This is a genomic window from Cellulomonas sp. (assembly GCF_015234515.1).
Lineage (GTDB): Bacteria > Actinomycetota > Actinomycetes > Actinomycetales > Cellulomonadaceae > Cellulomonas.
The window spans coordinates 48652-69725 of sequence record NZ_JADGMY010000002.1; the positions used below are offsets into that span (position 1 = coordinate 48652).

The window sequence follows — 21074 nt, forward strand, 5'->3', positions numbered from 1 at the left end:
CGGGTTCAGAGCGGCGCGTCGACGTCGACGAGCACACGCTCGCCGTCGACGGTCACGGGGTAGACGGGGACGGGCTTGATCGCGGGCGGCGACAGCGGCTTGCCGGAGCGCAGGTCGAACCTCGACCCGTGCAGCCAGCACTCCACCGTGCAGTCCTCGACCTCGCCGTCGGACAGGGAGACGGCACCGTGCGAGCAGATGTCGCTGATCGCGTGCCAGTCGCCGGACTCGTCACGGACGACGGCGACCTCGACGGGTCCCGCCTCGCCCTCGAGCTCGACGCGCAGCGCGCCGGCGACGGGCACGTCCGCGGTGTAGCAGGCCAGCTGGGCGCTCATGCACGCTCCGTGGCGAGCGCGGCCTGCGAGCCCTCGACCGTCGGCTCGGTGCCGAGGATCACGCTCATCGACTTCTCGAGCTCCGCGTCGATCGCGGCGCTGAGCCTCTCCTCGACCTCGGGGACGCCGATCTCCTGGATGAGCTCGGCGAAGAAGCCCTTGACGACCAGACGACGCGCGTCGGTCTCGGGGATGCCGCGCGAGCGCAGGTAGAAGAGCTGCTCGTCGTCGAACCGGCCGGTGGCGCTGGCGTGACCGGCGCCCTCGATGAGGCCCGTCTCGATCTCGAGGTTCGGCACGGAGTCCGCGCGCGCACCGTCCGTCAGGACGAGGTTGCGGTTGAGCTCGTACGTGTCGGTGCCCTCGGCGGCCGCACGGATCAGGACGTCGCCGACCCACACCGTGTGCGCGCCGACGCCCTGCAGGGCGCCCTTGTACGTCACGCGCGACACGCAGTTCGGGACCGCGTGGTCGACGAACAGGCGGTGCTCCTGGTGCTGGCCCGCGTCCGCGAAGTAGAGGCCGTGCGCCGTGACGGACGCGCCCTCGCCGACGAACTCGGTGTCAGGGGTGATGCGCACGACGTCGCCGCCGAGCGTGACGACGATGTGCTTGACCGACGCGTCGCGGCCGATCCGCACGCGGTGGCTCGCGGCGTGGACCGAGCCGGGGGCCCAGTCCTGCACCGAGACGACCGTGAGGTGCGCACCGTCCTCGGCGACGATCTCGACCGTCTCGGTGAGGTTGGCGTGCCCCACGTGGTCGAGCACGACGACGCCCTGCGACAGCGGCTCGGCGTGCACGAGCAGGTGCGCGGCGGTCGGCTCGAGGGGTGCGTCGGCCAGGCCCGCGCCCTCGACACCCTCGACGACGATCGACGTGACCTTGGACGACACCGACTCGCGCGGCAGCGTCACGACGGTCGCGCGCTCGAACGACGCCCACGCGGTCACCGCCGTGCGGTCGCCGGGCTTGCCCGCGGTGCCGAGACGCGCGTCGTCGCGGTCGACGATCTCGACCCGCACCTCGGGCGCCTCGACGACCGTGGTGAGCACCCCGCGGCCCGGCAGGACGCCGTCGCTCGCCGCCGCGAACAGGCCGGCGAAGCGGTCGACGGGAGCGAAGCGCCACTCCTCCTCGCGCCCGGTGGGCACGGGGAAGTCGGCGACGTCGAAGCTCGTGGGCCGCGCTGCGCGCGACGCCTCGGGCACGAGGCCGCCGTGCGTGTGCGCGCCGTCGGCGACCGCACGGGAGTGGTCGGTCGAGAGGCCCGCGGTGGGTGCCGTCTCGTTCGTGGTGGTCGTCATCAGCCGACGGCCCCTTCCATCTGGAGCTCGATGAGGCGGTTGAGCTCGAGCGCGTACTCCATGGGCAGCTCGCGCGCGATGGGCTCGACGAACCCGCGCACGATCATGGCCATGGCCTCGGTCTCGGTCATTCCTCGGGACATCAGGTAGAACAGCTGGTCCTCGCTCACGCGGGAGACCGTCGCCTCGTGACCCATCGACACGTCGTCCTCGCGGACGTCGACGTACGGGTAGGTGTCGGAGCGCGAGATCTGGTCGACGAGCAGCGCGTCGCACAGCACGTTGGACGCCGAGTGCTCGGCGCCCTCGAGGATCTGCACGAGACCGCGGTACGACGTGCGACCGCCACCGCGCGCGACCGACTTCGACACGATGGACGAGGACGTGTGCGGTGCCGCGTGCACCATCTTCGATCCGGCGTCCTGGTGCTGGCCCTCGCCCGCGAACGCGATCGAGAGCGTCTCGCCGCGCGCGTGCTCACCCATGAGGTAGATCGCGGGGTACTTCATGGTGACCTTGGAGCCGATGTTGCCGTCGACCCACTCCATCGTCGCGCCCTCGGCCGCGGTCGCCCGCTTGGTGACGAGGTTGTAGACGTTGTTCGACCAGTTCTGGATGGTCGTGTACCGCACGCGGGCGTTCTTCTTGACGATGATCTCGACGACCGCGGAGTGCAGCGAGTCCGACTGGTAGATCGGGGCGGTGCACCCCTCGACGTAGTGCACGTACGAGCCCTCGTCGGCGATGATCAGCGTCCGCTCGAACTGGCCCATGTTCTCGGTGTTGATCCGGAAGTAGGCCTGCAGCGGGATCTCGACGTGCACGCCCGGCGGCACGTAGACGAACGAGCCGCCCGACCACACCGCGGTGTTGAGCGACGCGAACTTGTTGTCCCCGGGCGGGATGACCGAGCCGAAGTACTGCTCGAAGATCTCCGGGTGCTCACGCAGCGCGGTGTCGGTGTCGAGGAAGATGACGCCCTGCTCCTCGAGCGACTCCTGGATCTGGTGGTAGACGACCTCGGACTCGTACTGCGCCGCGACACCGGCGACGAGCCGCTGCTTCTCCGCCTCCGGGATGCCGAGGCGGTCGTACGTGTTCTTGATGTCCTCGGGCAGGTCCTCCCAGCTGGTGGCCTGCTTCTCGGTCGAACGCACGAAGTACTTGATGTTGTCGAAGTCGATGCCCGACAGGTCCGCGCCCCACCAGGGCATGGGCTTCTTGTCGAACAGGCGCAGCGACTTCAGACGCGTCTTGAGCATCCACTCGGGCTCGTTCTTGAGCCGGGAGATGTCGCGCACGACGTCCTCGGACAGGCCGCGACGCGCGACCGAGCCGGCGACGTCGGGGTCGTGCCAGCCGAAGGTGTAGTTGCCGATCGAGGCGATGGCCTCGTCCTGGCTCAGCGGCTCTGCGGCCGCCGGCCGGGTGGCCGTGTCGTCCGTGGGTGCGCTCATCGTGTCGGTCCTTCCGTCGAGTGCACGGGGGCGGGTGGGTTCGAGGTCGGTGGGGGGCCGGCGGCGTCCGCCGTCGTGCCCGGGACGGGGTCGTCGGGGGGTCCGGCACCGCGGGGGTCCGCCGTCCGCATCGGGACGGTCGGGATGCTCGTGGTGCACACGTGGCCGCCGGACGTCAGGGTCGACAGCCGCTGCACGTGCACGCCCAGGAGCCGTCCGAACGCGCGCGTCTCGGCCTCGCAGAGCGCCGGGAACTGCGCCGCCACGTCCTGCACCGGGCAGTGCCCCTGGCAGAGCTGGACGACGGACGTCCCCGGCACGGGACGCACGGACGCGGCGTACCCGTCGGCTGCGAGCGCCTGCGCGAGCGCCTCGGCGCGCGCGGCGACGTCGGGGCCGGCGGCGTCCACGGCGGCCGTGTGACGCTCCTCGAGCTCGCGCACCCGGTGCTCGGCGAACTGCTCGACGGCCTGCGGTCCGGCCGTGCGCGCCAGGAACGTCAGCGCGTCGGCGGCGATCTCGGCGTAGCGGTGCGACAGCACCGCCTGACCCTCACCGGTGACGACGTAGCGACGGGCGGGTCGGCCGCGACCCCGCGACGCCTCGCGTCCGCGGTGCACGGTCACCTGGTCGGCGTCCTCGAGGGCCTGCAGGTGCCGGCGCACCCCGGCGGCCGCGAGGTCCAGGGCGCTCGCGAGGTCGGCGGCGCTGACCGGGCCGTCGGCGGCGACGATCTGCAGGATGCGACTGCGGGTCGACGCCTCGTGGTCGAGCGCGGGCTCGGGGGTGCGGTCGACGACGGGCGTGGGACCGGTCATGCGCACCTCCCGGGGAGCCGTGGCACGGGGCCTGGGGGCTCCGCACGGGACGAACGCAGGACTGCGCTCGATATCGGCAACATCCTTGTTGCCGAAATCCATCCCCGCAAGCAAGGCGTACCTTCCTGCACCCCCTACCGGGCGCCGAAGGTGCCGCACGTCACACCCGAGCGGCCTCCCACGGGCCGTGCACCGCGCTGCCGCTCGCGGCGCGGCTGCTCGCCGCCGCGAGCGCGATCCGGCTCGACTCGACCTGGTCCGCCGGTGCACCGTCGCGCGAGCGCCGCTCGAGCGCCGACGAGAACAGGTGGACGGCCTCGACGCAACGACCCGCGTCGTAGCGGACCTTGCCCTGCCCCTGGTCGGCGAACGCCAGCACCGCGGAGCAGTCGCGCCGCGTCACGTCGTCGACCTCGGGACGGACCGCGACGGACTGCGCCGCGCGGCGGACCGCCTCCACGACGAGGTCCGCGTCGTCGAACCGGCTCCGCCAGTGCAGGACCTGGGCCAGGCGCAGCAACGGGCGCCATGCCCCGGCCGGGACGTCCTCGTCCCCGGGACGCGGCACCGCGGCGAGCGAGGCCGGACCGCCGTGGCGGACGACGTCGGACCACGCGAGCCGCTCGGCCGACACGAGCGCACCGAGGATCCGCAGCCACACGACACGCTCGCCGTCACCCTCCGCCCCCCGTCGCTCGAGACGCTCCACGTGCTCCCACGTCGCGGTGACGTCCTGCGGGACCTCTCGCAGAGTCGTCGTGTCGATGCGGTACGTGACCACGTGGCCTCCCCGGCCTGGCTCGGGCGTACGGGGACGATCCGGACGCGCCCCCCGGCGGGAAGGCTAGAGCGCACGGAGCATGCGCCGTTCGCGCTGTCCACGACCAGGACACCGACCGCACGACCCCGAGGTTCGCGAGCACCTAGACTCCCGCCCTGTGCCGCACTCCCCTGCCGTCGAGGTCCGCGGCCTCGTCAAGAGCTACGACGGGCGCCGCGTCGTCGACGGCCTCGACCTCTGCGCGCAGGCCGGCCGCGTCACGGCCGTCCTCGGCCCCAACGGCGCCGGGAAGACCACGACCGTCGAGTGCTGCGAGGGCCTGCGCGTGCCCGATGCGGGCACGGTGCGCGTCCTCGGTCTCGACCCCGTCGCCGACGCGGCCGCACTGCGGCCCGCCGTCGGCGTGATGCTGCAGGACGGCGGTCTGCCGACCGGGGTGCGCGCGCGCGAGATGCTCGACCACGTGGCGCGCATGTACGCGAGCCCGCTCGACACCGACGCGCTGGCCGAGCGTCTGGGGCTCGGCGCGTTCGCCCGCACGACGGTGCGGCGGCTGTCCGGCGGTCAGCGCCAACGGCTGGCTCTGGCGGTCGCCGTGGTCGGACGGCCCCGCGTCGTGTTCCTCGACGAGCCGAGCGCGGGGATGGACCCGCAGTCCCGGCTCGCCGTGTGGGAGCTCGTCCGCGAGCTGCGCGACGACGGTGCGGCGGTCATCCTCACGACGCACCTGATGGAGGAGGCGCAGGACGTCGCCGACCACGTCGTCGTCGTCGACCACGGCACGGTGATCGCCCGGGGCAGCGTGCCGGAGCTGCTGGCGGCGGGCACCGACCCGGACGGCGCCGCGACGCTCGTCGTGCAGACCGCGAGCGAGGTCGACCCCGCAGGGCTCGGCGAGCGGCTCGGCGAGCGGTTCGTGGTGGAGCGGAGGTCCGGGACGTCCCTGGTGGTGACCGGTGCGGTCGTGCCGGGCACGGTCGCGGCCACCACGGCGTGGCTCTCCGAGCGCGGGGTCCTCGTGACGCAGCTGGACCTGGGGCGACGCACCCTCGAGGACGTCTTCCTCGACCTGACCGGCCGGAGCCTGCGATGACGACCACCACCGACGGCACGACGCCCGCTGCGGCACCCGCCGCGCGCCGCGTCGCGGCGCAGGCCGCGTTCGAGGCGCGCATGATCCTGCGCAACGGCGAGCAGGTGCTGGTGGCCGTCGTCATCCCGGTGCTGGCCCTCGTCGGGCTCGTGCGGGCCTCGTTCATCGAGATCGACACGGGCGGTGACGCACGCATCGACCTGTTGGCACCGGGCGTGCTGGCCCTCGCCGTGATGACCGCGTCCTTCACGTCGCAGGCGATCGCCACGGCGTTCGACCGGCGCAACGGCGTGCTGCGCCTGCTGGCGACGACGCCGCTGGGACGTGGCGGGCTGCTCGCGGGCAAGGTGCTGGGGGTGCTGGCGGTCGAGGCCGTCCAGGTGGTGCTCATCGCGGCCGCGGCGCTGGCTCTCGGATGGCGGCCGGACCCGGTCGGCGCAGCGCTCGCGCTGGTCGGGCTGGTGCTGGGGACCGCCGCGTTCACCGCCCTGGCCCTGCTCGTGGCCGGCACCCTGCGCGCCGAGGCCGTCCTGGCACTGGCGAACCTCCTGCTGCTCGTCCTCGCGCTCGGCGGCGGCGTCATCCTGCCGGCCGACCGGCTGCCCGGACCCTTCGCGACGCTGGCCGCGTGGCTCCCGTCGGGAGCGCTCGGGGACGTGATGCGTGGCGCGCTCCTCGACGGCACGCTCCCGCTGCTCCCGGTGCTGGTGCTCGTCGGCTGGACGGCCGCCCTCGGCGCGCTCGCCGCGCGGCTGTTCCGCTGGCACTGACCCGACCCGGGCCCGCCGCGGCGATGAGACGTACGCCGCACGAGCGGGTCGTGCGGACACACCGGGACCGACGGTCGCGCCACATACCCTGGACCCCGTGACCAGCACCGCCCCCTCGCCCTCCCCTGAGTCGTCCCCCGTGGCGACGGCGCGCACGGGCCGCCTCCGGGCGGTCGTCACGAGGACGGACGCGGCGCTCGACCGGCTGCGGCCGCGGTGGACGACCCGCGCGGTCGTCGCCAACCTCGTCGCCCAGATCGGCATCGTCGTCACGGGCGGTGCCGTGCGTCTGACGGGGTCGGGCCTGGGGTGCTCGACGTGGCCGTACTGCGAACCGGGCCGCTTCACGCCCGAGTTCCACTCCGAGATGGGCATCCACTCGCTCATCGAGTTCGGCAACCGGACGCTGACCGGTGTGCTCGTCGTCGTCGCCCTGGCGGTCGCGCTGCTCGCGGGACGCAACTTCTCCCGCTCGCGCGACTACCGACTGTGGGCCTGGGCACCGCTCGTCGGCGTGGTGGTGCAGGCCGTGATCGGGGGCATCACGGTGCTCGTGGACCTGCACCCCGCGGTCGTCGGCTCGCACTTCCTGCTGTCGATGATCCTCGTGGCCGTCTCGGCGTGGGTGCTGGTCCGCACCCGCGAGGGCGACGGACCTGTGACGCCCGTGGTGGACCCGCGGGTGCGGACTGTCGCGCGCGCCCTCGTGCTCGTCGGTGCGCTCATGCTCGTGCTGGGTGTCGTGGTCACCGGCGCGGGGCCGCACTCGGGCGACGACGAGGTCGGCTACCGCTTCGCGGTCGACCCGTACGCCATGGCGCGCGTCCACGCGCTGTCGGTGTGGGCGTTCGTCGGCACGCTCCTGGTCGTCCTGGCGCTGCTCGTACGCGCTCGGCGCGCCGAGGTCGCCGCGCCCTCGTACGACCGGGCAGACGGTGCCGCGCAGCCGGCACGGGGTGTGGCACCCGTGCCCGCCCCGGAGGCCACCACGAGCGTGGCCCGGCCGCTGCGTTCGGGGCTCGTGCTGCTCGGGGTCACGCTCGCCCAGGGACTCGTGGGCTACGTCCAGCTGTTCACCGGGCTGCCGATCGCCCTGGTCAACCTGCACATGCTCGGCGCTGCCGTCCTCACGGCCGCGCTGGCCCTCTTCCTCGGCACCCTGCGGCACCGGGCCGCGTGAGCGCGCGCAGGGCCCGTCGCCGGGCCCTGCGCGAACCTACGACGGCGTGACCTCCACGAGCCCGGCCCAGCCGGCGGCGCGCGCAGCAGCGGCCGCCAGCACGCCGGTCACCGTCGTCGGGCAGTGCAGCCGTCCGGCCATCACACCGGCGAGGGCGTCGTCGAGCGGCACCCACACGGGCACGATGTCGGCCTCCTCCTCGCCACGCACGTAGCGGTCGGCCTCCGGCACGGGGGTCAGGTCCCGCGCGAGGAAGACCGTGATGCGCTCGTCGGAGCCGCCGGGCGAGCTGAAGAGCTCCACGAGGCGCCACCACCGACCCGCGACGAGGTCGGCCTCCTCGGCCAGCTCGCGCGCCGCCGCCGCGACGAGGTCCTCGTTCTCCACGTCCAGCAGGCCCGCGGGCGGCTCCCACAGGACGTGCCGCACGGGGTGGCGGTACTGCGAGAGCAGCAGCACGCGGTCGTCGTCGTCGAGCGCGATCACCGCGACCGCCCCCGGGTGGTCGACGTACTCCCGCACGACGTCCCCGTCGTCGAGCCGCACCGTGTCGGACACCAGGTCCCAGACCCGCCCGTCGTGCAGCAGCCGGTGCTCCACGACGTCCCGCTCACGCGGGACGTCGACGAGGACGTCGTCGCTCACGCGCCGGCCCGCGCCGCCAGCGCCGCGCCGATCAGCCCGGCGAACAGCGGGTGCGCGCGCGTGGGTCGCGACTTGAACTCCGGGTGCGCCTGGGTCGCGACGTAGTACGGGTGCTCCTCGCGGGGCAGCTCGACGAACTCGACCAGGGACCGGTCCGGCGACACCCCGGAGATCACGAGGCCCGCGGTCTCGAGCTTGTCGCGGTAGGCGTTGTTCACCTCGTACCGGTGGCGGTGGCGCTCGGAGACCTTCTCCGCGCCGTACACCTCGGCCACGACCGAGCCGGGCAGGAGCTTGGCGTCGTACGCCCCGAGCCGCATGGTGCCGCCCAGGTCCCCGGCACCGTCGACGATCGTGAGCTGCTCCTCCATCGTCGCGATGACGGGGTACGTGGTGTCGGGGTCGAACTCGGTCGACGACGCGCCGTCGAGCCCGGCGACGTTGCGCGCGTACTCGATGACCATGCACTGCAGGCCCAGGCACAGACCGAGCGTCGGCACCTTGCGCTCCCGCGCCCAGCGAAGGGCGCCGAGCTTGCCCTCGATGCCGCGCACGCCGAACCCGCCGGGCACGAGCACCGCGTCGACGCCTCCGAGCGCCTCCTGCGCGCCCTCGGGCGTGCGGCAGTCGTCGGACGGGACCCAGCGGATCGTGACCCGGGCGTCGTGGTGGAAGCCGCCGGCACGCAGCGCCTCGGTCACCGAGAGGTACGCGTCGGGCAGGTCGATGTACTTGCCGACGAGCGCGACCTCGAGCTCGTGCGCCGGGGAGTGCACCCGCGTGAGCAGGGCGTCCCAGCCGCTCCACTCGACGTCGCGGAACGGCAGGCCGAGCCGCTGCACGACGAACGCGTCGAGACCCTCGGAGTGCAGCACGCGCGGGATGTCGTAGATGCTCGGGGCGTCCCGGGCGATCGCGACCGAGTCGAGCTCGACGTCGCAGAACAGCGCGATCTTGCGCTTGATCGACTCGGGGACCTCACGGTCGGCGCGCAGGACGATCGCGTCAGGCTGGATGCCGATGCTGCGCAGCGCCGCGACCGAGTGCTGCGTCGGCTTGGTCTTGAGCTCACCCGACGGCCCGATGTACGGCAGCAGCGACACGTGCAGGAAGAACACGTTGTCGCGGCCCAGGTCGTGGCGCACCTGACGCGCGGCCTCCAGGAACGGCTGCGACTCGATGTCGCCGACGGTGCCGCCGATCTCCGTGATGATCACGTCGACGTCGTCGGACGCCTGCGAGCGCATGCGCGCCTTGATCTCGTCGGTGATGTGCGGGATCACCTGGACGGTGTCGCCGAGGTACTCCCCGCGCCGCTCCTTGGCGATGACGTTGGAGTACACCTGGCCGGTGGTGACGTTGGCCGAGCCGACCAGGTCCACGTCGAGGAACCGCTCGTAGTGGCCGACGTCCAGGTCGGTCTCGGCGCCGTCCTCGGTGACGAACACCTCACCGTGCTGGAAGGGGTTCATCGTGCCCGGGTCGACGTTGAGGTACGGGTCGAGCTTCTGCATCGTGACCCGCAGGCCTCGCGAACGCAGGAGCCGACCGAGGCTGGAGGCCGTCAGGCCCTTGCCCAGAGAGGAGGCGACGCCCCCGGAGACGAAGATGTGCCGGGTCAGAGAATCCGACCGCCCGGCGAGTCGATGCGCGCGTTCCATCACGGGCTTCCACCCTACCGGACCCGGCGCCCGGCGCGGTCGGTCAGGGGCGTGTCGTCGTGCGAGTCACCTCACGTGCCCACGTCAGCGCGGGACGGCGGGCGAGCTCTCCGCGCGCAGCACGCCCACCAGGGTCGACCGATCCAGGAGCGCGACCGCGCAGGCGACGACCCCGGCCGCGACGACCGCACCGCCGGCGGCCGCGGCCACCGCGGTGAGGGCGTCGTCCCCCACGACCTCGAGGACGCTGTCGGCCACGAGCCGCCCGAGCAGCGCTCCGGACGCCGCGCCCGCGAGCACGACCACGACGGTCCGGGTGAGGCCCGCCAGCGCCGGCGTCCCGAGCGTGCGGGCCAGCACCGCGAGTGCCACGGCACCACCGACGGTCATGCCGACCGTGGTGCCCAGTCCGAGCCGGGCGAACACGACGGAACCCGGCGGCACCGTCAGGACGGTGACGAGGGTCGCCACCGTCACGGCGCTCCAGGCCACCGCGTTGACCGCGATGGCGACGCGGGAGCGCTCCACGGCGTAGAGGGTGCGCGACACGTGGAAGACGACGGCCAGGCCGAGGACACCGGGGGCCATCGCCGTCAGGGTGGACGTCATCCCCCCGGCGACGGCCGCCTGTGCGGCGAGGTCGTCCTTCTCGGCGAGCCACGCGAACACGCGGGCCAGGGCAGGTCCACCCGCGAGCACGGCAGCGGTCCCCAGCGCACTGGCGGCCAGCACCGCACGTGTCGTGACGGCCGACACGCGCGCCAGGCGCACGGTGTCCGCCGCGGCCGCGTAGGTGGCGATCCGCGGGAACGTCGACGTCGCGAGCGGGACGACCAGCACCGCGTACGGCAGCAGGTAGACCTGCTGGGCGTACAGGTACGTCGTGTATCCCTCGAAGTCGCCGGGCAGTCGCTGGTTCGCCAGCAGCAGCACGACCGCTGCCGAGAGCTGCTGTGCTGCGACGGACCCGATCCCCGCGAGCGCGAGCGCGCGGAACCGCCCGCCGCTGTCGGCCGGGAAGTGCAGCGTGGGACGCAGGCGGACCCCGAGGCGCCGCACCGGCCGCACCACCGGTAGCAGCATGGCCGCGACGCCGGCGGTGGTCCCCCAGGCGAGCACCTCCAGCGCGCCGGCCGTGAGCTCCGCCGGCGACGACGTCTCCCCCCGTGCCATCGAGCCGTACACCGCGTAGGCGACGATCACCACGGCGGAGTTGAGCACCGGGGCGAACGCCGGCCAGAAGAACCGACGGTGCGCCTGCAGCACGGCGTACAGCAGGACCGCGATGCCGTACATCGGCACCTGCAGCGAGAACACCAGGACGAAGTACCGCGCCATGGCGGCCACCGCGGGATCGCCCTTGCCGAGGAACGCGCCGATCGGACCCGCAGCCGCCGCGAGCAGCAGCCCGAGCGGGAGCAGCACCATGAGCGTCCAGCCCAGCGCCGCCGAGGCGATCCTGCCGACCCGCTCGCGGTCCATGGCGGCGACGGGCGCCGCGAGCAGCGGGATGACGGCTCCGGCCAGGGCGCCGCCGGCCGCGGTCTCGAAGAGGATGTTCGGCAGCATGTTGGCGGAGTTGTACGCGTTGGCGATGTCGCCGGCGCCCACGTTGTACCCCTGCACCAGCACCCGGACCAGGCCGAGCAGCCGCGACAGCACGGTGATGGCGGCGATCATCGCCGCCGCGCCGAGGAGCCCCTGCACCCCGCGCCGCACGCCGACGCTGGTCACGTCGTCGCGTCCGCGCCCGCCTGGGCCGCCGCCGGGCGCCGTCCCCACGCGTCGATCTCACGCAGCACAGGTGTGCTCTCGATGACCCGGGTGAAGCTGACCCGTTCGCTCACCAGGGTCAGACCCACGACGACCGCGAGCGCGCCCAGCCGCACGGGCCGGGACGTCCCCAGCACGAGCGCCGTTCCTAGCGCGGCACCCAGGGCGTTCGCACCGGAGTCGCCCAGCATGTCGCTCTCGGCCAGGTCGGCCTCGACGGCCGTCGACGCGGCGCCCAGGACCGCAGCGGCTGCTGTGCCACCTGCCGTGCCCACCAGGGGTGCGGCGACGAGGGACGCAGCCTTGAGAGCGCGTCCGGGGCGCAGGTCCAGGAGGTTGAAGAGGTTGGCGGTGCCCGCGACGAGCGCTGCGGACGCGAGCGTGTCGGCCGCTCGGGCGACGGGCCGTGACGCGGGCCCGCCCGCGGGCGGCGCGAGGGCCGCGGCGACGAGCGCACTGGCACCGATCCCGAGGACCTTGAGCCCGCCGGTGGTGAGGTGCCCGCGTGCGAGGGCTCCCAAGTGCCCACGCAGACCTTTCGTCCGGGTGCCGGAGTCCTCCCGGAGGTCGTCGACGAGGCCGAACGCTCCGCCGCCGACGACCGCGACGACCGTCGCGGCGGTCGCGCGCGCGCCGCCGCCCACCAGGACGCCTGCGAGGACCCCCGCCGTCACGGCGGGCCCCTCCAGCAGGCTCACGGGCTCCCCGCGGTGGTTCGTGCGCGTCCACGTCGCCGCGCCGCCCGGAGGCTGCCAGTCCAGCCCGCCCCGTGCTGCTGCCGTGGCGATGCCGGCGACCACGGCGGCCAGGACCCGCCGCCGGCCGCTCACCCGTCACCGCCGGGCTGCACCTCACCGCCGGGCGTCTCGCCCTGCGTGGCGTCGGGCACGTCGCCCGCGGCGGCGTCCGGGACCGTCGGGTTGCGGTCGACCGGTGGGAGCTGCACGGCGGGTGGCAGTGCGGCGCGGTCGTCGCCGTACCCGTAGCTCCCCGGGCGCCCGCCGATGTCGGCGGCCAGGGCGAGGGGGACGGTGACCTGCCCGGTGACGGTCGCGGAGTCGACGACCGTCGTGACGACGTCGGCGAGCGCGTCGTCGCCGCGCACCGCAGCCACGAGGTCGTCGCCGGACCGCGAGGCGCCGGTGACGACGACCCCTGCGGAGAGCCGCTCGGCCGCACCGACGAGGGCGAGCTGCGGGGCGAAGCCGTCAGGGTCGGGTCCGGCCGTCGCCGTCTCGTCCGCGGGCTCCTCCGACGTGCCCGAGACCACGACGATCGCGTCGGCGGGCCGCGTCACGTCCTGCGCGAAGGTGACGAGGGCCTGGTCCCCCTCCGCGAGGACGTCGAGGAGCGACGACGCGTTCTCCGACAACGCGTTGGGCGCGGCCGGGTCCGCGCCGACCAGCCCGGCGACCAGTGCCTCGGCCAGCTCGGCCTCGGTCCCGGCGTCGGCCGCGGGCGGCCGGTCGAGGTAGGACACGAGCGTGCCCGCGAGCGTGCGGCGGTACGTGGCCAGCGCCGGGTCCGTCCAGGTGTCGTTGACGGTCGCCGTCGCCGACACGCTCGCGCCTGCCTGGGCGAGCCGCTCGGTGAGGGCGGCGACCTGGTCCTCGGGGACCTCGTCGAGCAGCACCAGCGCCACCCGCCGATCTGTCAGCGTGCCCACGAGCAGCCGCTCCCCCGCCGCCGACACGAACGCGTCGGCGGCCGCGAGGTCACCTCCGGTCTCGTCGAGCTGCGCGCGCAGGTCCTCCTTCTCGGCACGCAGGCCCTCGACCTGCCCCGTCAAGGTGTCGCCGATGGTCTCCTTCAGCGGCCCCGCGCCCAGGGAGATGCCGACGGCGAGCGCGAGGAAGACGGAGATGAGGGAGACGATGTGGTAGCGGAAGTCGATCACGGGGTGAGCCCTCGGTCGGGTGCGCGACGTGTCGCGGCGGGACGTGCGAACAGGGGGAAGGCTGCGCCGGTCACGGCGACCCGCCGAACAGCGCGCCCACCCAGGAGACGAGGTCGTCGACGCGTGCGCCGACGAGGCCGAACAGGGTCTGTCCCGCAGCCGTGGAGGCGAGCGCCACGCCCAGGGCGAACAGGCCCGCGAGGACGAGCAGGGTGAGCTGCAGGTTCGAGATCCGGTGCTGGTACAGCTGCGACACGCCCTTGGCGTCGACGAGCTTGCCGCCGACCCGCAGCCGGGTGAGGAACGTGCTGGCCATCCCGGAGCGCCCCTTGTCGAGGAACTCGACGAGCGTGGCGTGCGTGCCGACGGCGACGATGAGCTCGGCGCCCTTGTCGTCCGCCAGCAGCATCGCGACGTCCTCGCTCGTGCCCGTCGCCGGGAACACGACGTGCGGGACCCCGAGCTGCTCGACGCGCGCGATGCCCGGCGCACGTCCGTCCCGGTAGGCGTGGACGACGACCTCCGCACCGCAGCGCAACGCACGGTCGGAGACCGAGTCCATGTCCCCGACGATCATGTCGGGGCGCCACCCCGCGTCGAGGATCGCGTCCGCTCCGCCGTCCACACCGATGAGCACCGGTCGGTACTCCCGGATGTACGGGCGCAGCGTGACCAGGTCCTCCTTGTAGTGGTACCCGCGCACGACGATGAGGACCTGACGCCCCTCGATCCGGGTGTCGATGTCCGGCACCCCGACACCGTCCAGGAGCAGCTCGCGCTCGCGCCGCAGGTAGTCCATCGTGTTCGCGGCGAACGACTCGAGCTGGACCGACAGACCTTCGCGGGCCTCCGCCATCGTCGCGGCGACGCTCTCGGCCGTCTGGGCGACACCCTCGGCGACGAGCTTGTCACCGGCGAAGACCGCACCGTCGACCACGCGCAGCACGTGGCCCTCGGTGAGCCCCATGACGTCGGGTCCCAGGTCGTCGACGAGGGGGATCCCGGCGTCGACGAGGATCTCGGGACCCAGGTTCGGGTACCTGCCCGACGTCGACCGAGCGGCGTTGAGGACGGCAGCCGGCCGGCACGCCACGAGCGCCTCGGCCGAGACACGGTCGAGGTCGAGGTGGTCGATCACAGCGATGTCGCCGGGCTTCAACCGCTTCGTCAGGCCTTTGGTCCGGGGGTCGACACGGGCGGGCCCGACGACCTCGGCGTCATCTGTCGCGGGCGTGCGGCGGCGCAGGGAGACTCTCATCGGGGCTCATCGTCCCACGGACTGGGCCAACAGCTCTGCCGCATGGGCACGAGCCGTCACCGAGTCGTCCTGGCCGGACAGCATCCGGGCGAGCTCACGGACCCGGTCCTCGCCCCGGACCTCGCGCACGTCGGACTCCGTGACGACGTCCACACCGCCCGCGACGGACTTCGTGACGACCAGGTGCCGGTCGGCGCACGCGGCGACCTGGGCCAGGTGCGTGACGACCAGGACCTGGGTGCCGCGCGCCAGACGCGCGAGCCGCTCCCCGACCTGGGTGGCGGCCCGCCCGCCGACGCCGGCGTCGACCTCGTCGAACACGAAGGTGCCGGGTGTCGCCGCGCCCGAGCCCTCGGCGGTGGCCAGCGCGACCTCGAGCGCGAGCATCACGCGCGACAGCTCACCGCCGGACGCCCCCTTGCCGAGCGGGCGCGCGGGTGCGCCGGCGTGCGGGACGAGGAGCATCTCGACGCTGTCGGCACCGTGGGGGCCCGGCTCGTCGGCGGGACGCACGACCACCTCGAGGTGCGCGCCCGCCATGGCGAGGTGGGCGAGCTCCTCGGTGACGGCCGCCCCGAGGCGGGCGGCCGCGTCGGTGCGGGTGGCGGTGATCGTGCCGGCCAGCGACCGCAGCCGGTCGTCGAGCGCATCGCGCCTGGCCGTGAGCTCTGCGACGCGCTCCTCGCCCCCGTCGAGGTCGAGCAGACGGTCGGACGCGCCCTGCGCCCACTCGAGCACCGCCGCGACGTCCTCGCCGTAGCTGCGCGTCAGACCGGTCAGCTCGGCGCGGCGCCGCTGCACGGCGTCGAGCCGCGCGGGGTCCGCCTGCAGGTCCTGCACGTAGGAGGACAGCTCGGTCGCGAGGTCCGCCAGCAGGTACCCCGCCTCGGCTGCGCGGACGGCGAGGTCCGCGAGCGCCCGGTCATGGTGCCCGGCCTGCTCGAGCGACCGGCGCGCCTCCTCGACGAGCACGACCGCCGCCGCGCCGACGTCGGCCGCGTCCTCGTCACCCACCAGTGCGACGTGCGCGCCGGCGGCCGCCGAGCGCAGGTCCTCGGCGTTGCCGAGCCGCTCGGCCTCTGCGGCGAGCTGCAGGTCCTCGCCCGGCTGGGGTGCGACCCGTTCGACCTCGGCCAGGCCGAGCCGGAGCAGCTCGGCCTCGCGGGCACGTTCGCGTGCCCGTGCGACGCGGTCGTCGAGCTCGGCCTGGACGCGTGCGCGCTCCGACCAGGTCGTCGCGTGCTCCGCGAGCACGGCGGCGTGCTCGGGTCCCGCGAAGGCGTCGAGTGCGGCACGCTGCCGCGCCGCCGAGCGCAGCCGCATCTGGTCGGCCTGACCGTGCACGGTGACGAGCTCCTCGGCGATCTCCGCCAGCAGGCCCTGCGGGACGGACCGGCCACCGAGGTACGCGCGCGAGCGACCCGGTGAGTCGGGCGTGCCTGCGCTGACGGTCCGCAGCACGACGAGCGTGCCGTCGTCGTCCACCTCGGCACCGGCGTCGCGGGCGCGCTCGAGCGCCGGTGAACCGGGCGCGAGCAGCACCCGGCCCTCGACGGCCGCACCCGTCGCGCCGGTCCGCACCGTCGCCGGGTCGGCGCGTCCACCCAGCAGCAGGCCGAGCGCCGTGAGGACCATCGTCTTGCCGGCGCCGGTCTCGCCCGTGAGGACCGTCAGGCCGGAGCCCAGCCGGACGTGCGCCCGGCCGATGACACCGAGGTCGTCGATCCTGATCTCGTCGATCACCGCGCGCCCTCCTCGTCCCGGTGCGCGCCGCGCCAGCCGACGACCGGCAGGTCGAACTTCTGCACCAGCCGGGTGGTGAAGGGCGCCGGGTTGAGCCGCGCGAAACGCACGGGGACGTCGCTGACGCTCACCTCGATCCGGGTGCCACGTGCGACCGGGACCTGCCGGCGGCCGTCGCACGTCACCACGGCGGTCGACGGCGAGCGCTCGAGGATCTCCACGGCGAGGACGCTGCTCGGGCCCATGACGAGCGGCCGTGCGAACAGCGTGTGCGCCGCGAGCGGCACCAGGACCATGCCGCGCACGTCCGGCCACACCACGGGACCGCCGGCGGAGAACGCGTGCGCCGTGGACCCCGTCGCCGACGCTGCGACCAGACCGTCGCAGCCGAACGACGACAGCGGGCGGCCGTCGACCTCGATGACGACCTCGATCATGCGTGCGGGGTCCGACTTCTCGAGCGCGGCCTCGTTCAGGGCCCAGCACTCGCGCACCGACCCGTCGGAGTCGATGACGCGGACGTCGAGGGTGGAACGCTCCTCGACGTCGTAGTCGCCGTCCGCCAGCCGTCGCACGGCCGTCGCGACGTCGGCCGGCTCGATCTCGGCGAGGAACCCGACGTGCCCGAGGTTGACCCCCAGCAGGGGCACGTCGGTGCCACGCGTGAGCTCCGCCGCCCGCAGGATCGTGCCGTCACCACCGAGCACGACCGCCAGCTCGAACGGCGGCAGCTCGTCGGGTGTCGTCTCCTGCGACGCCGTCACGGTCTCGACGCCCGCGTCGCGCAGCGCGCGCAGCACCGCCTCCGTGGCGTCGAGAGCCTCGGGCCGCCCGCTGTGCCGGACGACCAGCGCGCGCCGCGTCATCGGACCCTCCCGCCGGGTGCGGCGTCACGGACGGCGGCCGCCACCACTGCGCCGACATCGAGGCGCTGGGCCACCGGCACCGCGCCCGGCGCCAGCGCCCACAGCACGAACTCGACGTTGCCGTGCGTGCCGGGCAGCGTGCTGGGACGCACGTCGCGCACCGTGGCACCCAGCGCCGTCGCGCGGTCGCACACCCCGGTGAGCGCCGCCTGCCACAGGGCGGGGTCACGCACCACACCGTCCGCCCCGAGGCGCTCACGCCCCACCTCGAACTGCGGCTTGACCAGCAGCAGGAGGTCGGCGCCAGGGCGCGAGACGGCGATCAGCGGCTCCAGGACGAGGGTCAAGGAGATGAACGACAGGTCGGCGACGACGAGGTCGGGGACCGGGACCACGTCGCCCGCGCGCAGGTCGCGGACGTTGACGTGCTCACGCACCTCGACGCGCGGATCGTCCCGCAGGCGGGCGACGAGCTGCCCGTGACCCACGTCGACCGCGACGACGCGCGCCGCGCCGCGCCGCAGCAGCACGTCGGTGAAGCCACCCGTGCTCGCTCCGGCGTCGAGACAGGTGCTGCCGGCCACCGGGGGCCCCGAGGCACCGTACGCGTCGAGCGCGTCCGCCAGCTTGTGCGCGGCCCGGGACGCGTACCCGAGGTCGTCAGGTGCGTTGTCGACGTGGAGGTCCTGGGTCTCGTCGACCTGGGTCGCGGGCCTGCGCACGGCCGCACCGTCCACGTGCACCCGTCCGGCGGCGAGCAGGTCGGCGGCGTGCCGGCGCGACCGTGCCAGACCGCGCCGCACGAGCTCGGAGTCGAGCCGGGCAGTCGTCATCGTGGCCGTCATCCCTCGGCGTCCGCCAGCCGGGCCTGCAGCGCGCCGTGCACGTCCTCGAACGTGGCGACCTGCGTCCGCAGGTCCGCGAGCTCGACCCCGCTCAGGCGCCGCAGCGCCTCGTCCACCGCGTCGTCGCCGGTCAGCGGCGCGTCGTCGCCGGACGCGGGCACCTGCTCGCCGACGCGCCGGTCGGACGGGAGCGGCCGCGCGACGTCGGACGTCGGAACCGCACCGACCTGGTCGGTGCTCCGCTCGGGCTCGCTCACGTCACGTCCTTCCTTCGACCTGTGCATCGTGCGTCCACGCCGGACCGGCGCGCGTCCACGCTACCTGTCACCGGCGACGTGGGCGGTGCGCCACCCACAGGCGGGCACCCGCGTCAACGCAGCAGCTCGGGCACCGTCGCCGGTTCCGGGCCGTCACCCAGGTCGACCGCGTCCCACGCGGCCGCGCAGGCGGCACGGACGAGGTCGACCGGATCGGCGGGCTCGCCCCGGAGCTCGAGCACACCGGCGGCGACGCGCGCGGCAGCGCCGCGGCACGTCCACCACCCGCCGTCGAGCACGGGGAGCGGGTGCGGCACGAGCAGCGCCCGCAGGTCCTGCCCGAGGTAGTGCGGCCGCTCGCCGGGAAGCGCGAGCACCGCGTCGCGCGCGGTGCTGACACCCGTCAGGACGTGCAGTCCGGGGATGTCACCGGCGCGTGCGCCCGCCAGGTCGGTGTCCAGGCGGTCACCGACGACCAGAGGGCGCGCCGCGCCCGCACGGTCCACGGCCAGCCGGTACATGGTGGGCGACGGCTTGCCGGCGCTCGCCGGCTCGACGCCCGTGGCAGCGCGCACCGCCCCGACCAGCGCACCGTTGCCAGGAGCGAAGCCCCGGGCGGTCGGCAGGCTCAGGTCGAGGTTCGACGCGACGTGCCAGGCCCCGCGCTGGACGGCGTAGGCCGCCTCCGCGAGCTGTGGCCACCCGACCTCGGCCGCGTACCCCTGGACGACCGCGACCGGCGCGTCGTCCGCAGACGCCACGACCCGGTACCCCTTGGCCCGGACCGCCGTGTGCAGACCGGCGCCGCCGACGACCAGCACGGGCTCCCCCGCAGGGACCCGCGTCGCCAGCAGCTCCGCCGCGGCCTGTGCCGCCGTCATCACCTCAGCGGCCTGCGTCGGGATGTCGAGGCCGCTCAGCTGCTCGGCGACCGCCTCCGGTTCCCGTGACGCGTTGTTGGTGACGAAGACCAGCCGCATGCCCGCCGCCCGGGCACCCGCCAGGCCCTCGGCGGCGCCGTCGATCGGGTCGTGCCCGCGGTAGGCGACGCCGTCCAGGTCGACCAGCGCCAGGTCGTACCGCGTCGCGAGAGGCTCGTCGCTGCCCAGCAGCCCGGCTGCGCTCACTGAGCTTCCTCGTCCGACGCCGCATCCTCGGAGTCCGAGGCTGCGGAGTCCGACGCGGCGCGCTCGGCGTCCGACGCGGTGCCGTCGTGCGCCGTGTCGGGTCCGTCGTTCGCTGCGCCGGGGCGCTCGTCGGGAGCCTCGTCGTCGCTGTCGACGTCCTCTGTCGGGTCCGCGTCGTCGGCGGTCTCACCGTCCTCGTCCTCCGTGAGGTCGTAGACGACGACGTCCTCGTGCTCGGGCGGGTTGCCCGCCGCCTCGTCGAGCTCGTCCTGCGAGTACGCAGCGAGCTCGACCGTCGCCTCGTCGGTCCGCCCTGCCGCCTCGAGCGCAGCAGCACGCGCCTGCGCGACCCGCGCCGCGACGAGCCCACGAGCCCCCTTGACGACCGGACCGGACAGCGCCGCGAGGGCTGCCTCCGGCTGGCCGAGGTCCAGACGGGCACCGCTGACCACGATCGCCAGCTCGATCTGGCCCTCGGGGTCGAGGGTCGCCGCCTCCGGCTCCTGCGAGAGCGCGATCGCCCGCTCGGGTCGCCCGAGACCACGCTCGGCGTCGGCCATGATCGGCAGGTGCTCGGACGAGCCGTTGAGCCGTCGCACGGTGCGCAGCTCACGGAGTGCCTCCGCGTAGCGACCCGTGCGATACGCCGCGAGACCCGCGGCCTCACGCACCACGTCGACGCGTCCGGCCCGGCGGACGGCAGCCTGCGCGTGCTCGTACGCCGCCTCGGCGTCCTCGTCCAGCAGACGGCCGACCATCACCAGATGGCGACCGACGCGCTCGGCGTTGTCCTTGCTGAGCGTGCGCAGGCGTCCGCGCACGTCACGGTCCAGCAGGGAGAACGTCACGTCGTCAGGCACCGCAGGGTCCGGGACACGCGTCTCGCGGTCGTCGCGGTACGTGTCGGTCCCGCCCTCGTGCTCCGGACGGTGCGCGCCCGCGCGCTCCGGACGGGCACCTGGACCGGACGTCCGGTCGGCGCTCCCCCACGCCGGCCGCCCGCCGTCGCCGGACGGGCGTGCGGTTCCCGCACCGGCCCGCCCGCCGTCGCGACGGGGCCCGCTGCCGGGACGCTCCGACCGACCGGCGCCGCCGCGCTCCGGACGGCCGGCATCGCGGTACGACGAGCCCGAGGACGCGGGTCGCCCGCCACCGTCACGGTAGGAGCCGCCACCGGAAGGACGGTCACCGGCGCCCGGCGGACGTCCACCGTCCCGGTACGAGCCACCGCCACTGGCAGGACGGCCACCGTCGCGGT

The 21074-nt window shown here is 74.3% G+C and carries 20 protein-coding genes; 3 read left to right on the forward strand and 17 right to left on the reverse strand.

Going from position 1 to position 21074, the window contains the following annotated elements; all coding sequences use genetic code 11:
- Window positions 1-5: 5 nt before the first annotated feature.
- From IR158_RS00560 to IR158_RS00580, 5 genes are all read right to left on the reverse strand, one after another.
- On the reverse strand, window positions 6-338 hold the full coding sequence (locus tag IR158_RS00560; RefSeq protein ID WP_227562778.1) for a non-heme iron oxygenase ferredoxin subunit: 333 nt from the start codon (window positions 336-338) through the stop codon (window positions 6-8).
- Window positions 335-1645, reverse strand: a complete 1311-nt coding sequence (gene sufD, locus IR158_RS00565) for a Fe-S cluster assembly protein SufD (protein WP_291808094.1) — start codon at window positions 1643-1645, stop codon at window positions 335-337. The genes IR158_RS00560 and sufD overlap by 4 nt, the downstream gene beginning before the upstream one ends.
- Complete coding sequence (gene sufB / locus IR158_RS00570) at window positions 1645-3102, reverse strand: Fe-S cluster assembly protein SufB (RefSeq protein ID WP_291808097.1); 1458 nt, start codon at window positions 3100-3102, stop codon at window positions 1645-1647. The genes sufD and sufB overlap by 1 nt, the downstream gene beginning before the upstream one ends.
- The gene (locus IR158_RS00575; protein WP_291808100.1) at window positions 3099-3920 is read right to left on the reverse strand and encodes a helix-turn-helix domain-containing protein; all 822 of its coding nucleotides are present in this window, start codon (window positions 3918-3920) and stop codon (window positions 3099-3101) included. The genes sufB and IR158_RS00575 overlap by 4 nt, the downstream gene beginning before the upstream one ends.
- A 160-nt stretch (window positions 3921-4080) precedes the next feature.
- A complete protein-coding gene (locus IR158_RS00580) occupies window positions 4081-4701 on the reverse strand; it encodes a hypothetical protein (RefSeq protein ID WP_291808104.1) in 621 nt (206 codons plus the stop codon).
- Between the two features lie 157 nt (window positions 4702-4858).
- On the opposite strand from IR158_RS00580, the gene IR158_RS00585 reads away from it, so the two are divergent.
- The 3 genes from IR158_RS00585 to IR158_RS00595 all read left to right on the forward strand — a co-directional run bounded on the left by IR158_RS00585 (window position 4859) and on the right by IR158_RS00595 (window position 7744).
- Window positions 4859-5794 (forward strand): ABC transporter ATP-binding protein, encoded by a 936-nt coding sequence (locus IR158_RS00585; RefSeq protein WP_291808107.1) that lies wholly within the window; start codon window positions 4859-4861, stop codon window positions 5792-5794.
- Window positions 5791-6564: an ABC transporter permease gene (locus IR158_RS00590; protein WP_291808110.1), complete on the forward strand. Its 774-nt coding sequence runs from the start codon at window positions 5791-5793 to the stop codon at window positions 6562-6564. The genes IR158_RS00585 and IR158_RS00590 overlap by 4 nt, the downstream gene beginning before the upstream one ends.
- Window positions 6565-6661: 97 nt before the next feature.
- Window positions 6662-7744: a COX15/CtaA family protein gene (locus IR158_RS00595; protein WP_291808113.1), complete on the forward strand. Its 1083-nt coding sequence runs from the start codon at window positions 6662-6664 to the stop codon at window positions 7742-7744.
- Between the two features lie 36 nt (window positions 7745-7780).
- Here IR158_RS00595 and IR158_RS00600 read toward each other — a convergent pair whose 3' ends face one another.
- From IR158_RS00600 to IR158_RS00655, 12 genes are all read right to left on the reverse strand, one after another.
- The gene (locus IR158_RS00600; protein ID WP_291808116.1) at window positions 7781-8389 is read right to left on the reverse strand and encodes an NUDIX hydrolase; all 609 of its coding nucleotides are present in this window, start codon (window positions 8387-8389) and stop codon (window positions 7781-7783) included.
- Entirely contained in the window at window positions 8386-10050 is a 1665-nt protein-coding gene (locus IR158_RS00605; RefSeq protein ID WP_291808118.1) for a CTP synthase, read from the reverse strand. Before IR158_RS00605 ends, IR158_RS00600 begins: the two co-directional genes overlap by 4 nt.
- An 84-nt stretch (window positions 10051-10134) precedes the next feature.
- A complete protein-coding gene (locus IR158_RS00610) occupies window positions 10135-11784 on the reverse strand; it encodes a lipid II flippase MurJ (protein ID WP_291808120.1) in 1650 nt (549 codons plus the stop codon).
- Window positions 11781-12653, reverse strand: a complete 873-nt coding sequence (locus IR158_RS00615; RefSeq protein ID WP_291808123.1) for a hypothetical protein — start codon at window positions 12651-12653, stop codon at window positions 11781-11783. The genes IR158_RS00610 and IR158_RS00615 overlap by 4 nt, the downstream gene beginning before the upstream one ends.
- Complete coding sequence (locus IR158_RS00620; protein WP_291808125.1) at window positions 12650-13720, reverse strand: copper transporter; 1071 nt, start codon at window positions 13718-13720, stop codon at window positions 12650-12652. The genes IR158_RS00615 and IR158_RS00620 overlap by 4 nt, the downstream gene beginning before the upstream one ends.
- A gap of 70 nt (window positions 13721-13790) precedes the next feature.
- Complete coding sequence (gene steA / locus IR158_RS00625) at window positions 13791-14978, reverse strand: putative cytokinetic ring protein SteA (RefSeq protein WP_291808128.1); 1188 nt, start codon at window positions 14976-14978, stop codon at window positions 13791-13793.
- 6 nt (window positions 14979-14984) lie between these two features.
- The gene (gene recN / locus IR158_RS00630; RefSeq protein ID WP_291808130.1) at window positions 14985-16721 is read right to left on the reverse strand and encodes a DNA repair protein RecN; all 1737 of its coding nucleotides are present in this window, start codon (window positions 16719-16721) and stop codon (window positions 14985-14987) included.
- Complete coding sequence (locus IR158_RS00635) at window positions 16718-17587, reverse strand: NAD kinase (protein WP_291808132.1); 870 nt, start codon at window positions 17585-17587, stop codon at window positions 16718-16720. The genes recN and IR158_RS00635 overlap by 4 nt, the downstream gene beginning before the upstream one ends.
- Complete coding sequence (locus IR158_RS00640; protein WP_366928393.1) at window positions 17584-18420, reverse strand: TlyA family RNA methyltransferase; 837 nt, start codon at window positions 18418-18420, stop codon at window positions 17584-17586. The genes IR158_RS00635 and IR158_RS00640 overlap by 4 nt, the downstream gene beginning before the upstream one ends.
- Before the next feature lie 8 nt (window positions 18421-18428).
- On the reverse strand, window positions 18429-18689 hold the full coding sequence (locus IR158_RS00645; RefSeq protein ID WP_291808136.1) for a hypothetical protein: 261 nt from the start codon (window positions 18687-18689) through the stop codon (window positions 18429-18431).
- A 113-nt stretch (window positions 18690-18802) separates the two neighbouring features.
- Window positions 18803-19816, reverse strand: coding sequence for an HAD-IIA family hydrolase (locus IR158_RS00650; RefSeq protein ID WP_291808138.1), 1014 nt, complete (start codon window positions 19814-19816; stop codon window positions 18803-18805).
- A complete protein-coding gene (locus tag IR158_RS00655; RefSeq protein ID WP_291808141.1) occupies window positions 19813-20676 on the reverse strand; it encodes a hypothetical protein in 864 nt (287 codons plus the stop codon). The genes IR158_RS00650 and IR158_RS00655 overlap by 4 nt, the downstream gene beginning before the upstream one ends.
- Window positions 20677-21074 lie beyond the last annotated feature (398 nt).

Excerpts from the sequence above, each read along its gene's own strand:
- IR158_RS00560 (WP_227562778.1), bottom strand. The coding sequence starts at position 338 with ATGAGCGCCCAGCTGGCCTGCTACACCGCGGACGTGCCCGTCGCCGGC.
- sufD (WP_291808094.1), bottom strand. The coding sequence starts at position 1,645 with ATGACGACCACCACGAACGAGACGGCACCCACCGCGGGCCTCTCGACC.
- sufB (WP_291808097.1), bottom strand. The coding sequence starts at position 3,102 with ATGAGCGCACCCACGGACGACACGGCCACCCGGCCGGCGGCCGCAGAG.
- IR158_RS00575 (WP_291808100.1), bottom strand. The coding sequence starts at position 3,920 with ATGACCGGTCCCACGCCCGTCGTCGACCGCACCCCCGAGCCCGCGCTC.
- IR158_RS00590 (WP_291808110.1), top strand. The coding sequence starts at position 5,791 with ATGACGACCACCACCGACGGCACGACGCCCGCTGCGGCACCCGCCGCG.
- IR158_RS00605 (WP_291808118.1), bottom strand. The coding sequence starts at position 10,050 with ATGGAACGCGCGCATCGACTCGCCGGGCGGTCGGATTCTCTGACCCGG.
- steA (WP_291808128.1), bottom strand. The coding sequence starts at position 14,978 with ATGAGAGTCTCCCTGCGCCGCCGCACGCCCGCGACAGATGACGCCGAG.
- IR158_RS00635 (WP_291808132.1), bottom strand. The coding sequence starts at position 17,587 with ATGACGCGGCGCGCGCTGGTCGTCCGGCACAGCGGGCGGCCCGAGGCT.
- IR158_RS00640 (WP_366928393.1), bottom strand. The coding sequence starts at position 18,420 with ATGACGACTGCCCGGCTCGACTCCGAGCTCGTGCGGCGCGGTCTGGCA.